This is a genomic window from Nonomuraea sp. NPDC003727 (assembly GCF_053586935.1).
Genome location: NZ_JBSFNE010000008.1, coordinates 170379 through 183489, shown reverse-complemented (window position 1 = coordinate 183489; position 13111 = coordinate 170379). Strand labels below are relative to the sequence as shown.

The 13111-nt window shown below is 71.8% G+C and carries 10 protein-coding genes; 6 read left to right on the top strand and 4 right to left on the bottom strand.

The genetic code is table 11. The features are described 5' to 3' along the window. Positions 1 to 568: 568 nt before the first annotated feature. From ACWDLG_RS21685 to acs, 4 genes are all read left to right on the top strand, one after another. Positions 569 to 910: an ArsR/SmtB family transcription factor gene (locus ACWDLG_RS21685; protein WP_449922436.1), complete on the top strand. Its 342-nt coding sequence runs from the start codon at positions 569 to 571 to the stop codon at positions 908 to 910. A gap of 68 nt (positions 911 to 978) precedes the next feature. Further along, positions 979 to 2622 carry a SulP family inorganic anion transporter gene (locus tag ACWDLG_RS21680; protein WP_449922822.1) on the top strand — a complete coding sequence of 548 codons (1644 nt, stop codon included), beginning with the start codon at positions 979 to 981 and terminating at the stop codon, positions 2620 to 2622. Between the two features lie 173 nt (positions 2623 to 2795). Further along, positions 2796 to 3083 carry a hypothetical protein gene (locus ACWDLG_RS21675; RefSeq protein ID WP_449922434.1) on the top strand — a complete coding sequence of 96 codons (288 nt, stop codon included), beginning with the start codon at positions 2796 to 2798 and terminating at the stop codon, positions 3081 to 3083. A 57-nt stretch (positions 3084 to 3140) separates the two neighbouring features. After that, a complete protein-coding gene (gene acs / locus ACWDLG_RS21670; RefSeq protein WP_449922432.1) occupies positions 3141 to 5246 on the top strand; it encodes an acetate--CoA ligase in 2106 nt (701 codons plus the stop codon). Between the two features lie 102 nt (positions 5247 to 5348). Here the strand turns inward: acs and ACWDLG_RS21665 are convergent, their stop codons facing one another. The 3 genes from ACWDLG_RS21665 to ACWDLG_RS21655 all read right to left on the bottom strand — a co-directional run bounded on the left by ACWDLG_RS21665 (position 5349) and on the right by ACWDLG_RS21655 (position 8676). Further along, the gene (locus ACWDLG_RS21665; RefSeq protein ID WP_449922430.1) at positions 5349 to 6185 is read right to left on the bottom strand and encodes a sialidase family protein; all 837 of its coding nucleotides are present in this window, start codon (positions 6183 to 6185) and stop codon (positions 5349 to 5351) included. A gap of 319 nt (positions 6186 to 6504) precedes the next feature. Continuing rightward, positions 6505 to 7929, bottom strand: coding sequence for an NADP-dependent phosphogluconate dehydrogenase (gene gndA, locus ACWDLG_RS21660; protein WP_449922428.1), 1425 nt, complete (start codon positions 7927 to 7929; stop codon positions 6505 to 6507). Positions 7930 to 7986: 57 nt separating this feature from the next. Continuing rightward, positions 7987 to 8676, bottom strand: coding sequence for an HAD family hydrolase (locus ACWDLG_RS21655; protein WP_449922426.1), 690 nt, complete (start codon positions 8674 to 8676; stop codon positions 7987 to 7989). 84 nt (positions 8677 to 8760) lie between these two features. Between ACWDLG_RS21655 and ACWDLG_RS21650 the strand changes: the two genes are divergently transcribed. Both ACWDLG_RS21650 and ACWDLG_RS21645 read left to right on the top strand, forming a co-directional pair. Continuing rightward, positions 8761 to 9414 carry an NAD(P)H-binding protein gene (locus ACWDLG_RS21650; protein ID WP_354921290.1) on the top strand — a complete coding sequence of 218 codons (654 nt, stop codon included), beginning with the start codon at positions 8761 to 8763 and terminating at the stop codon, positions 9412 to 9414. A 5-nt stretch (positions 9415 to 9419) separates the two neighbouring features. Beyond that, complete coding sequence (locus ACWDLG_RS21645; RefSeq protein WP_449922423.1) at positions 9420 to 10460, top strand: aldo/keto reductase; 1041 nt, start codon at positions 9420 to 9422, stop codon at positions 10458 to 10460. On the opposite strand, the gene ACWDLG_RS21640 is transcribed toward ACWDLG_RS21645, so the two are convergent. Then, positions 10457 to 12982 carry an ATP-dependent Clp protease ATP-binding subunit gene (locus tag ACWDLG_RS21640; RefSeq protein ID WP_449922421.1) on the bottom strand — a complete coding sequence of 842 codons (2526 nt, stop codon included), beginning with the start codon at positions 12980 to 12982 and terminating at the stop codon, positions 10457 to 10459. The two genes, ACWDLG_RS21645 and ACWDLG_RS21640, sit on opposite strands and share 4 nt — an antisense overlap. Positions 12983 to 13111: the final 129 nt, after the last annotated feature.

The window sequence follows — 13111 nt, the reverse complement described above, 5'->3', positions numbered from 1 at the left end:
CGGGGGCATTCTTCGCCGTGCCGACATCGAGCACGTCCCGGCTCCGCATGGGTGACGGTCATCGCCGACCCGGCGACCGTGCCTTGCGACGACGGATCTCCATGGCTCCCTTGGCGACCTGGCCGTTCGGCGCCGATCCGGGTGGCGAGCTGTCTGGTCGACAGGCCCGGCAACGGTGATCGCCGCGTAGGAGCGGTGGAGGTCGACTCCCCGTACATGGTCGCTCCGGCGCAGGCCGGCCAAGGTCGCGCTGTCGGCGACGGAACAGCCCCATCGACTTCACGAATTGCGAATGTGCGCAATCCATTACATGATGGAGTGGACTTCGAGACGGATCGACGGGCAGGGGTGCTGTGAGCGGGTCTTTCGCTGCGGAGGTCAGACAGCGGGCACGCCGGGCGAGCGCGGCGTTGGAGGCGGCCCGCCACGGCGATGATGCCGACGCGCTCGCCTTGGCCGAAGCCGAATGGGAGCACGTGACACGGCTGGCGCGCACGCACGGCATAACGATCGGCTCGTCCGAGGCCGGGCAAGGTGAGGCTGATCCGGCCGGGGGGAGCGGGCTGTGATGTCGGTGCCGTTGTACGAGGCCAAGGCGGAGCTGTTCCGGCTGCTGGGCCACCCGGTCCGGATCCGGGTGCTGGAGCTGTTGCAAGACGGACCGAAGCCGGTGCGGGACCTGCTGGCGGCCATCGAGGTCGAGCCGACCGGGCTGTCGCAGCATCTGGCCGTGCTACGCCGTTCGGGTATGGTCAGCGCGCACCGCGACGGCTCCACCGTCGTCTACGCCCTGGCCGGCGGGGACGTGGCCGAGCTGCTGCGCGCGGCCCGCCAACTGCTGACGCACAAGCTGTCGGGGCAAAGCGAGCTGCTGAGCGAACTGATGCAGGCGGAGGCCGGCGCCTCGTGACCTCCCTGTTGCCGGCCGCCTGGGCCCGCCTCCGTTCTGTGCTGCCCGAACGTGGCGAGCTGGCCGCGATGGGCCGCCATCCCCGGCGTGATCTGCTGGCCGGGCTCACGGTGGCGATCGTGGCGTTGCCGCTGGCGCTGGGCTTCGGCATCTCCTCCGGTCTGGGCGCCGAAGCCGGGCTGGCCACCGCGGTGGTCGCCGGAGCGCTGGCGGCGCTGTTCGGCGGCTCCGGCCTGCAGGTGTCGGGGCCGACCGGCGCGATGACGGTGGTGCTGGTGCCGATCATGCACGCCCATGGCGCTTCGGGGGTGTTGACGGTCGGCGTGCTGGCCGGGCTGCTGCTGCTCGCGCTGGCGCTGGCGCGCGCGGGCAAGTACATGGCGCTGGTGCCGGCGCCGGTGGTGGAGGGCTTCACCGTCGGCATCGCCTGCGTGATCGGCCTGCAGCAGATCCCGGCCGCGCTGGGCGTGCCGGCCCCGGAGGGGGACAAGGTCATCGGCGTGTCCTGGCAGGCCGTCCAGGACTTCCTCGCCCATCCACGCTGGTGGGCGCCGGCGGTCACGCTGGCCGTGGCGGCGACGATGCTGCTGGGCGCACGCTGGCGGCCGACCCTGCCGTTCTCGCTGCTGGCAGTCGTGGTGGCCACCCTCGTCGTCGAGCTGGCCGGCCTGCCGGTGGCCCGGATCGGCGACCTGCCTGCCGGGCTGCCCGCACCGTCGCTGGCCTTCCTTGAGGTGGGCGCGCTGGGCTCGATGATCGCCCCGGCGATCGCGGTCGCCGCCCTGGCCGCGCTGGAATCGCTGCTGTCGGCCGCGGTGGCCGACGGCATGAGCGTCAACCACAGGCACGACCCCGACCGGGAGCTGTTCGGACAGGGTCTGGCCAACCTCGTCGCGCCGCTGTTCGGCGGGGTGCCGGCCACCGGCGCCATCGCCCGCACCGCGGTCAACGTCCGCTCCGGCGCCTCCTCCCGGCTGGCCGCCCTGGCGCACGCGGGCATCTTGGCCGTCATCGTGTTCACCGCCGCCGACCTGGTCGCCAAGATTCCGCTGGCCGCGCTGGCCGGCGTTTTGCTGGCCACCTCGGTGCGCATGGTGGAGGTCGGCTCGATCAAGGCGATGATGCGCTCGACCCGCGGCGACGCCGTGGTCCTGGTCCTGACCGCGATCGCGACGCTGGCGCTCGACCTGGTCCAGGCCGTCATCGTCGGCCTGGCCGTGGCCGGGGCGCTGGCTCTTCGCGCCGTCGCCCGTGACGTCCGCCTCGATGAGATGCCGATCGCCCACGACCTGCCCGGCGACCACACCGAAGACGAGCACGCCCTGCTCGCCGAGCACATCGTCGCCTACCGGCTGGACGGGCCGCTGTTCTTCGCCGCCGCACACCGATTCCTGCTGGAGCTGTCGGAGGTCGCCGACGTCTCCGTGGTGATCTTGCGGATGTCCCGCGTCACCACCATCGACGCCAGCGGCGCCCTGGTCCTGGGCGATGCCATCGACCGCCTGCAACGCCGCGGCATCACCGTCTATGTCTCCGGCATCCGCGACGGCCACCATCAGCCCCTGCACGCCCTTGGCGTCATCGCCCATCTCGACCAGGCGGGCCGGGTCTTCGCCACCACCCCCGAAGCCATCGCCGCCGCTCGCGACCAACTTCACCACGCCGGCCTCCTGCCTGCTCCCTCCCGCCGCCACCCCGTCCTGCCCCGCTGAGGCAGCCAGAAGGGGGCCGGCGGGATCGCCCCGCCCGCCCACGGCGGCAAGACAAGGGACGGCTCGCCCACGCTGGACAGGACCACGCGAATTCCTGCCAGAGCGCAGGTAGTCGTCGATCGGCCGGCGGAGTTACGATGTGCACCTCCCAGACTCTGGGAGGTGCGGCCGAGATGACACAGCAGTATCTCGCGGGCGAGTTGTCGCAGCTCTTGGGACGGTTGGGGGCCGCCACCACGAGCGAGGCGGCTGCGCGGGCGGTAGGCCTGCTGCGGCACGAGGCCGAGACACAACCGATCAGTGCGCTGACCGCGGTGACCGTGCAAGCCCTGGCATTGACTGACAGGCTGTGTTGGGAATCGCTTTCGCTGGCCGACACGTCTGCCTTCGCCCGTCAGGCGGAGATCAGCGCCGCGCTGCACGAGTTCGGCGTCTGCGCGGGCTGGCTGGAGGACGACTGACGACTCGGATCGTGGCGGCTGATCGGTCACACTCTTGACATAGCGGAGGTTTCCGCGATGACGGCAGAAAATCCCTCGGAAGCCCAGATCGCCGTCCACTGGCGCGAAGAGGACTATTACCAGCCCCCGGCGACCTTCATCGCCCAGGCCAACGCAGCGGATCCGGCCATCTTCGACCGGTTCGCAGAAGAGCGTTTCCCCGAGTGCTTCAAGGAATACGCCGATCTGCTCGACTGGGACGCCTACTGGCACACCACGCTGGACACCAGCAACCCGCCGTTCTGGAAGTGGTTCGTCGGCGGCCGGCTCAACGTGTCCTACAACTGCGTGGACCGGCATCTGGCCAAGGATCGCAACAAGGCCGCACTCATCTGGGTGCCGGAACCCGAGTCCGAGGACCCACAGGCCGTCACCTACCAGGAGCTGCACAAGCGGGTCAACGAGTTCGCCGCGCTGCTGCGTGACTTCTGCGGCCTCAAGACCGGCGACCGGGTCACCTTCCACCTTCCGATGGTGCCTGAGCTGCCCGTCTCCATGCTGGCCTGCGCCCGCCTCGGGGTGATCCACTCGGAGGTGTTCGGCGGGTTCAGCGGTACGGCATGCGGTGACCGCGTCGCTGACTCCGGCAGCCACATCCTGGTCACGATGGACGGCTACTACCGCAACGGTGAGCTGGTCGACCACAAGTCCAAGGCGGACGAGGCCGTGGAGGCCGCGGCCAAGCTGGGCGTCGAGGTGGAGAAGGTGCTCGTCTGGCGGCGGCGGCGCGGGCAGTACGCCTCCAAGGCGGCGATGATCGAAGGGCGCGACTTCTTCGTCGACGAGGTCATGGGCGACTACCGCGGCTCGCTCGTGGAGCCGGTCTCCATGCCCGCCGAGGCGCCGCTGTTCCTGATGTACACCAGCGGCACCACCGCCCGGCCGAAGGGCTGCCAGCACAGCACCGGCGGCTACCTGGCCTACGTGACCGGCACCTCGAAGTACTACCAGGACATCCACCCCGAGGACACGTACTGGTGCATGGCCGACATCGGGTGGATCACCGGCCACTCCTACATCGTGTACGGCCCGCTGTCGCTGGGGACCACCAGTGTCATCTACGAAGGCGTGCCGACATATCCGGATCCGGGACGCCCATGGCGCATCGCCGAACGCCTGGGCGTCACGATCTTCCACACTGCGCCGACGGCCATCCGGATGCTGCGCAAGCTCGGCCCTGACGAGCCGCTCAGGTATGACTACCGGTTCAAGCACATGACCACGGTCGGCGAGCCGATCGAGCCTGACGTCTGGCGCTGGTACCACGACGTCGTCGGCAAGGGCCAGGCCGTCATCGTCGACACCTGGTGGCAGACGGAGAACGGCGGGTTCCTCGGCAGCACGCTGCCGGCCGTACACCCCATGAAGCCGGGCAGTTGCGGACCGGGGGTGCTGGGTGTCTATCCGGTGATCTACGACGAGGATCGCAACGTGGTCGAAGCAGGCAGCGGAAAGGCCGGAAACATCTGCATCCGTAACCCGTGGCCGGGCATCTTCCAGACCATCTGGGGCCAGCCGGAACGGTTCGTCGAGCTGTACTACGCCAAGTACTGCGCCGACACCGACAGCAAGGACTGGCACGACTGGCCGTACCTCGCCGGGGACGGCGCCACGCTCGGCGCCGACGGCTACTTCCGCATCCTGGGCCGCATCGACGACGTCATCAACGTGGCCGGCCACCGGCTGGGCACCAAGGAGCTGGAGTCCGCGGCCCTCACGGTCGAGGAGATCGCGGAGGCCGCGGCCGTCCCGGTCATGGACGAGCTGCGCGGCCGGGCGGTGGAGATGTACATCGCCTTGAAACCCGGCATCGCGGCCAGCAAGGACATCGAGGACAAGGTGGTCGCCGCGATCGACAGCCGGATCGGCAAGATCGCCCGGCCGAAGAACGTGTGGACCGTCGCCGACATGCCCAAGACCCGCTCCGGCAAGATCATGCGCCGGGTCATCGCCTCCATCTCCAACTTCGCCGACGTCGGCGACATCACCACGCTGGCCAACCCGGAGATCGTCGACGACATCCGCCACCGTGTCCAACGCGAGAAGAGCGTGCGCGGTGAGGTGCCCCGCGAGCTCACCTCCCAGGAACGCGAGGAGATCGAAGCTTACGGCCAGACCGACTGACGACGCGGTCCTGGCCAGGTGGAGGTCGTGGCCGTTCTGGCGCACGACGACGCCCCGGTGGGGATCGCGACCACGAGCACGATCACCATCGGCATGGTGTCATCACACGGCCCCGCCATCCATGGCAAAGAAGCCTTTAACGTAATAATTCGGGAGCTGGGGGTCCCAGGTCATCGGTGCCCAGGTGAGCGCCCCGTCCGCGCTCGTCGACACCGCCGCGTAGGCCGCGTGGGCACGGTACCTCGCGTCCCTGTCCTCCGGGGACGTGCCGCCCCGCAGGTCGAGCGCCCTGGCCACCATCACCAGGCCGCCCTCCTGGGAAGGCGTCACCCGGGGTTCCTCCACCCCGATGCCCGGCGGCGGCTGCGCCGATCCGACCGGGCGCCAGGTCCGCGGGTCCGCCGAGCTGAGCACTCCTGCCCGCGTCCCGCCGCAGGTCTGCCGCCAGTACGGCAGCAGCCACACACCGTCGTGCTTGATCGGTTTCCCGTCGGCGACCACACGCCGGCTGTTGGGCGGCACGTCGACCGTGAGGGGAAGGTCGTGCAAACCGGCACCAGAGTCCGTACTGCGCCTGGCGACCATGCCGACAGGGAATCTGTCGACGTTCCCCGTCCGGTCGCGGTCCTCGGCGATCGTGATGCGTCCCAGGAGGGCGTAAATCGCACCTGAGTCGTTGAGGGAGACGACGTAGTGGCAGCGGTGCGTGCCCGTCGCCGGGGTGAGAGTGCCCGTGGTCCAGGTGCGCCCGTCGTCGGAGGAGCGCGCGAAGCCGATCGAGCCCTGGTCGTCGGGCGTGGCGTCCAGGGGATCGGAGACCCTCGCCTGCCGGCCGACCACCAGCCGGTCGGCGTCCGGCACCGCGATGTCCGGCACCCTGTCGCCCTGGTGCGCCGGTTCCCCGTCGGCACTCCTGTTCGCCGTGCTGAAGACCGTCACGGGCGTGCCCGCGCACGGCCCCACCGCGTCCGACTCCGGCCAAGTCTCCCACCCGTCTTCCGTCGCCGCCCCGCCGCCGGGTGTCCGTGATCACCTGACGTTCACGTGCCCGTCCCCTGACGGCAAGCATCCGGAAGCCCACCGTAGTCACCGGTGACCCTCTGTCCATGCACGCCACTCCAGCGGGACTTCGGTGCTCGCCGTTACATCGGGCTCGTACCCCTCCACTCCTACAGGACGCGGGGTAAAGACGTGGAAGACCACAAAAAGCCCCGCAGCTCGGACGCTGCGGGGCTGGAAATCTACAACGTAAAGGCGCTCACGCCGGGTGCTCGGCCCGGTCTCCCGACCAGTCGGTGTGGAAGGCGCCCTCCATGTCGACCCGGTGGTAGGTGTGCGCGCCGAAGTAGTCGCGCAGCCCCTGCACGAGGGCGGCCGGCAGCCGGTCCCTGCGCAGGCCGTCGTAGTAGGCCAGCGCCGAGGAGAACCCGGGCGTCGGCACGCCGATCCGCACGGCCGTGGACACCACCCGCCGCCATGCGTCCTGCGCGGCGGCCAGCGCGCCCGCGAACCCCTCGTCGGCCAGCAGCGTCGGCAGCGCCGGGTCGGCGTCGTAGGCGGCGCGGATCCGGTCGAGGAAGCGCGCCCTGATGATGCAGCCGCCGCGCCAGATCGTGGCCATCGCGCCGAGGTCGACGTTCCAGCCGTACTCCTTCGAGGCCGCCGCGATCTGGTCGAAGCCCTGCGCGTAGGCGACGATCTTGGAGGCGTACAGCGCCTGCCGTACGTCCTCGATCAGCTCCTTGCCCGCGACGCCGGCCTGCGAGGGGCCCCGCAGGTCACGGGCGGCCGCGCGCTGCTCGGGGTGGCCGGACAGGGCGCGGGCGAAGACCGCCTCGGCGATGCCGGTGACCGGGATGCCCAGTTCGAGCGCGCTCTGGACGGTCCAGCGGCCGGTGCCCTTCTGCTCGGCGCGATCGACCACGACGTCCACGAACGGCCGGCCGGTCTCGGCGTCGACGTGGTCGAGCACCTCGGCGGTGATCTCGATGAGGTAGGAGCCGAGGTCACCCTCGTTCCAGTCGCGGAACACCTGGGCGAGCTCGGCGGGGGAGGCGCCGAGCGCCTGGCGCAGCAGGTCGTAGGCCTCCGCGATGAGCTGCATGTCGGAGTACTCGATGCCGTTGTGCACCATCTTCACGAAGTGGCCGGCGCCGTCCGGGCCCACGTAGGTCGCGCAGGGAACGCCCTCGACCTTGGCGGAGATGTCCTCCAGCATGGGGCCGAGCGCCTCGTACGACTCGCGGGAGCCGCCCGGCATGATGCTCGGGCCGAGCAGCGCGCCCTCCTCGCCGCCCGAGATGCCGGCGCCCACGAAGTGGATGCCGCGCTCGCGCAGCGCCGCCTCCCTGCGCCTGGTGTCCTCGAAGTGCGCGTTGCCGCCGTCGACGATCATGTCGCCCGGCTCCATGAGGTCGGCCAGCTGGTCGATGACGGCGTCGGTGCCCGCGCCCGCCTTCACCATGATGATCGCCCTGCGTGGTCGTTTGAGCGAGGCGACGAAGGCCGCCATGTCCTCCGCGGGCAGGAAGGTGCCCTCGCCGCCGAACTCCTTGACCAGCGCCTCGGTACGGCCGTGCGAACGGTTGTGCACCGCGACCGCGTAGCCGTGGCGGGCGAAGTTGCGGGCCAGGTTGCGGCCCATCGTGGCAAGTCCGGTGACGCCGATGTCTGCCAGATCCATGTCAGCTCCTCTTGCGGAGATACGCATCCTTCACGTGATCGGTTTGGCGGTGCGCGGTTATTCCCTCAGGCGTACGCCCAGCTCGTCGAGCCGGTTGAGCATGTCGGCCGGGTCGGCGTAGACGCGGAAGGCGCCCGAGCGCTCGAGCTCGTCCCTGCCGTAGCCGCCCGACAGCAGGCCGACGCCCAGCGCGCCCGCCCTCCTGGCGGCCAGCAGGTCCCAGACGCTGTCGCCGACGACCATGGCGTGGTGCGGGTCGACCCCGAGGAGGGCCGCTCCGGCAAGGAACAGGTCGGGGTCGGGCTTGGCGCGCCGTACCAGGTCGCGGGTGACCATCGGGGTGTCGTCGGGCAGCTTGAGCATGGACAGCGCCAGCCGGGCGGTCCGCGCGTAGCCGCTGGTGGCGATGGCCCAGGGGACCTGGCGCGCGGTCAGCTCGCGCAGCAGCTCCGCCGCGCCGGGCAGCGGCCTGACCGAGTCGACCTGCTCGGTGTAGGCGTCGGCGTGGGCCCGCTGGAGGTCGTCGATCTGGTTCTGGCTGAGGGTGATGCCGGTCTCCCTCAGCAGCGCGGTGACGAACAGGCCGCCGCTCATGCCGATCCTGCGGTGGATCCGCCACACCGAGAGGTCGATGCCCATCCCCGACAGGGCGCTGCGCCAGGCGATGACGTGCTGGTAGACGCTGTCGATCAGGGTGCCGTCGAGGTCGAACAGGAAGGCGGGGCCCGGTGGCTCGGTGTAGTCCATCTGCCCATTCTCACCACGCCCGCCCAGGACCCCGCGGAGCGGGTCCTGACTGCGTCAACTACACCCGTGTGACACGCTGGAGGCATGCGTGTGGTGATCGCGGGTGGACACGGGAAGATCGCGCTGCGGTTGGCGCGGAGGCTGGCCGAGCGGGGCGACCAGGCCGTCGGGCTGGTCCGCAACCCGGGCCACCAGGCCGACGTGGCGGCCGCGGGCGGGCAGGCGGTCGTCTGCGACCTGGAGGGCGCGAGCGCGGAGGAGGTCGCGCGGGTGCTCGACGGCGCCGACGCCGCCGTGTTCGCCGCGGGCGCGGGCCCGGGGTCGGGCGCGGCCCGCAAGGACACCGTCGACAGGGCCGCCTCGGTGCTGCTGGCGGAGGCCGCCGAGCGCGCGGGCCTGCGCAGGTTCGTGCAGATCTCCTCGATGGGCGCGGGCGCGCCGCCCGCCGCGGGTTCCGACGAGGTGTGGGCGGCCTACATCGCGGCCAAGACCGCCGCGGAGGCCGACCTGCGCGGGCGCGACCTCGACTGGACGATCCTGCGGCCCGGCGGCCTGACCGACGAGGAGGGGCAGGGCAGGGTCCTGCTGGCGCCGCCGCCGGTGGCCAGGGGCACCGTGCCGCGCGACGACGTGGCCGCGGTCGTGGTGGCGCTGCTCGACGCGCCGGCCACGGTCGGCAGGACGCTGGAGCTGGTGCGTGGCGAGGTGCCCATCGCCGAAGCCGTTCGGGCACTCTAGGGAGAGTGACTGAATACCGCGTACTCGGCAGAACCGGTCTCAGAGTCAGCCCGCTGTGCCTCGGCGCCATGATGTTCGGCGGGTGGGGCGAGCCGTCGGTGGAGGAGTCGGCCAGGATCATCGATCGCGCCCTCGACGCGGGCGTCAACTTCATCGACACCGCCGACGTCTACTCGGCCGGCCAGTCGGAGGAGTTCGTCGGCCACGCCCTGGCCAAGTCGGGCAGGCGCGACGAGGTGGTGCTGGCCACCAAGGTGCACGGCGTGATGGGCGAGGGCCCCAACCAGCGCGGCAACTCCAGGCGCTGGATCTTCCAGGCCGTCGAGAACAGCCTGCGCAGGCTGGGCACCGACTGGATCGACCTGTACCAGATCCACCGCCCCGACCCCGACACCGACATCGAGGAGACCCTCGGCGCGCTGACCGACCTGGTACGGCAGGGCAAGATCCGCTATCTGGGCAGCTCCACGTTCCCGGCCCACCACCTGGTCGAGGCGCACTGGGCGGCCGAGCGGCGCGGTCTCGAACGGTTCGCCTGCGAGCAGCCGCCCTACTCGCTGCTGGTGCGCGGCATCGAGGCCGACGTGCTGCCCGTGGTCCAGAACTACGGCATGGGCGCCATCGTGTGGAGCCCGCTGGCGGGCGGGTGGCTGACGGGCGCCTACCGCAAGGGCGCCGAGCCGCCGCGCTCGCGCAGGGCCGAACGCCTGCCGGAGCGCTACGACCTGGCGCTGCCGGCCAACCAGCGCAAGCTGGAGGTGGTCGAGGCGCTGGCGCGGCTGGCCGAGGAGGCGGGGCTGACGCTGATCGAGCTGGCGCTGGCGTTCACGCTGCGGCACCCGGCGGTGACCTCGGCCATCATCGGCCCGCGGACGATGGCGCACCTGGACAGCCAGCTGCCCGCCGCGCAGGTGAGGCTGAGCGACGACGTCCTCGACCGGATCGACGAGATCGTCCCGCCGGGCGTCACGCTCAACCCCGGCGACCGGGGCTGGCAGCCGCCCGCGCTGACCGACCCCCGCCTGCGCCGCCGCCCCGCCTCCTAGAGGTCCGGGCGCCGGCCGTCCGCGCCGTGGGCGGCGAGCACCCGCAGCCGCAGCTCGCCGCCCTCCACGTCGGCCCGTACGGTGTCGCCCTGCCCCGCCTGGCCGCTCAGCACCAGCGTCGACAGCCTGTTGTCCAGCTCCCTGCGCACGGCCCGGGGCAGCGGCCGCGCGCCCCACTCGGGATGGTAGCCCTGCTCGACCAGCCAGTCCTTGGCTTGGTCGGTGACGGCCAGCTCGATGCCCCGGCCGCGCAGGCGCCGCCTGGTCCTGTCCAGCAGCAGGTCGACGATCTGGCGCAGCTGCTCTCCGTCGAGCCTGGCGAAGACGATGGTCTCGTCGACGCGGTTGAGCAGCTCGGGCCTGAGCCTCGAGGCCAACAGGTCCGTGAACCGTTCGCTGAGCGGCCCGCCGCCCTCCATGACGAGGTGGGCACCGAGGGCGCTGGTCATGATCACGACGGTGTCGGTGAAGTCGACGCTCCGGCCCCGCCCGTCGGTCAGGCGGCCGTCGCCGAGTATGCGCAGCACCAGGTTGGTCACGTCGGGGTGGGCCTTGTCGATCTCGTCGAGCAGCACGACGGCGTGCGGGCGGCGCCGGACGGCCTCGGTGAGCTGCCCGGCCTCCTCGTGGCCGGCGTACCCGGGCGGCGTGCCGGCCAGCCTGGCGACGGTGTGACGCTCCATGAACTCGCTCATGTCGATGCGCACCAGGTGGTCCTCGCCGCCGAACAGGGTCTCGGCCAGCGCTCGGGCCAGCTCGGTCTTGCCGACGCCGCTCGGGCCGAGGAACAGCAGGCCGCCGATCGGCCGGTGCGGGTCCGACAGGCCGGCCCTGGCCCGCCGTACCGCCTCGGCCACGGCGGTGACGGCCTCGTCCTGGCCGATGACGCGCTCGCGCAGGCGCTGTTCGAGCGTGATGAGCCGGGTCCGCTCGTGCTCGGTCAGCCGGGCGACCGGGATGCCGGTGCGGCGCGAGACCACCGCGGCGACGTCGGCCGCGCCGACCGAGGGCACGCCGTCCCTGTCGTGGCGGGCGCCCGTCAGCCGGGGTTCGAGGGCCTCGATCTCGGCCGTGAGCTGTTTGGCCCGGTCGAAGTCGTCGCCGGTGACCGCCTGGTCCTTGTCCCTGCGCAGGGACGCCAGCCGTTCCTCCAGCTCGCGCACGTCCGCGGGAGGCGTACGGGCGCGCAGCCGCACCCTGGCGGCGGCCTGGTCCATCAGGTCGACGGCCTTGTCGGGCAGGAACCGGCCGTCGATGTGGCGAGCCGACAGCGTGGCGGCAGCCTCGAGCGCCTCGTCGGTGATGCGGACCTGGTGGTGGGCCTCGTAGGCGTCGCGCAGGCCGCGCAGGATCTCCACCGTCTGCGCCACGGTCGGCTCGGGGACGAGCACCGGCTGGAAGCGGCGTTCGAGGGCGGTGTCCTTCTCGAGGGTCGCGCGGTACTCGTCGATCGTGGTGGCGGCGATGACGTGCAGCTCGCCGCGGGCCAGGGCGGGCCTGAGGACGCCCGCCGCAGTCGTGCCGCCCTCCGCGGGGCCCGCGGCCGTGCCGCCTCCCACCGGGCCCGCGAGCTCGCTGCCCGTCGCCGGGCCCGCGCCGGCCAGGGTGTGGACCCCGTCGACGAAGACCACGATCCCGTCGGCGTGCGCGCGCACCTCGTCGACGACCTTCCTGACGCGCTCCTCGACCTCGCCGCGGTACCGGGCGCCCGCCACCAGGCCGGTCAGGTCGAGGGCGATGACGCGGCGGTCCTTCAGCGTGTCGGGCACGCCGCCGTTGACGATGCGCTGGGCGATGCCCTCGACGACGGCGGTCTTGCCGACGCCCGGCTCGCCGATGAGGACGGGGTTGTTCCTGGTACGGCGCGAGAGCACCTCGATGGCCTGCTCGATCTCCTCCTCGCGGCCGACGACGGGGTCGATGTCGCCCTGCCTGGCCGCCTCGGTCAGGTCCCTGCCGTACTCGTCGAGCGCGGGCGTGGCGCCCGCCCCGCCGGTGACGTCCGCCGCCGGGCGCCCGATGGCCGCCTGCCGCAGGTCGCCGGGCGAGAGCCCCTGCTCGGCCAGCAGGCGGGCGGCGGCGGAGTCGGGATGGGCGGCCAGCGCGAGCAGCAGGTGCTCGGGGCCGATGTAGGAGGCGCCGAGGGCGCGCGAGATGCGCTGGGCGTCGAGAACGGCCCGCTTGGCGGCGGGGGAGAGGGCGGCGGGCGGCTCGCCCGGTGTCGCGCCGCGGGCCATGCCCTCGATGCGGTCGCGCAGCTTGCCGAGATCGGCGCCGGCGGCCGACAGCAGTCCGCGTGCCGGATCGTCCTGGGTGGCGGCGGCCAGCAGGTCGAGCTCGTCCAGGTCGGTCGCGCCGCGGTGGGCCGCCGTCTCGACCGCGCGGGCGAGCAGCGCCCTGGCCGGTTCGCTGAGCAGCCTGCCCACGTCGACCCGCTGGACGCTGGGATGCCTGGGGGGCCACGCGTCCGTGCCGGCACCGAAGGCCCGCCCGGTGAGCTGCTCGAATCCCCTGAACGGCATATCCGACATAAATAGCCGATTGCCTGACATTTCCCCGTGCAAGCCCAGGGGGTGGCAAAGTCCTACCGACCGGCCCGGCCAGGCCGGCGTACTCGGGCCCCAGCCGCCTGGGGAGGCGGTCGGTCAAGA

What these genes read in the sequence shown, in the direction of transcription:
- acs (WP_449922432.1), top strand. Translation starts at nt 3,141, where the DNA reads ATGACGGCAGAAAATCCCTCGGAAGCCCAGATCGCCGTCCACTGGCGC.
- ACWDLG_RS21685 (WP_449922436.1), top strand. Translation starts at nt 569, where the DNA reads ATGTCGGTGCCGTTGTACGAGGCCAAGGCGGAGCTGTTCCGGCTGCTG.
- gndA (WP_449922428.1), bottom strand. Translation starts at nt 7,929, where the DNA reads ATGGATCTGGCAGACATCGGCGTCACCGGACTTGCCACGATGGGCCGC.
- ACWDLG_RS21640 (WP_449922421.1), bottom strand. Translation starts at nt 12,982, where the DNA reads ATGCCGTTCAGGGGATTCGAGCAGCTCACCGGGCGGGCCTTCGGTGCC.
- ACWDLG_RS21675 (WP_449922434.1), top strand. Translation starts at nt 2,796, where the DNA reads ATGACACAGCAGTATCTCGCGGGCGAGTTGTCGCAGCTCTTGGGACGG.
- ACWDLG_RS21655 (WP_449922426.1), bottom strand. Translation starts at nt 8,676, where the DNA reads ATGGACTACACCGAGCCACCGGGCCCCGCCTTCCTGTTCGACCTCGAC.
- ACWDLG_RS21650 (WP_354921290.1), top strand. Translation starts at nt 8,761, where the DNA reads ATGCGTGTGGTGATCGCGGGTGGACACGGGAAGATCGCGCTGCGGTTG.
- ACWDLG_RS21680 (WP_449922822.1), top strand. Translation starts at nt 979, where the DNA reads ATGGGCCGCCATCCCCGGCGTGATCTGCTGGCCGGGCTCACGGTGGCG.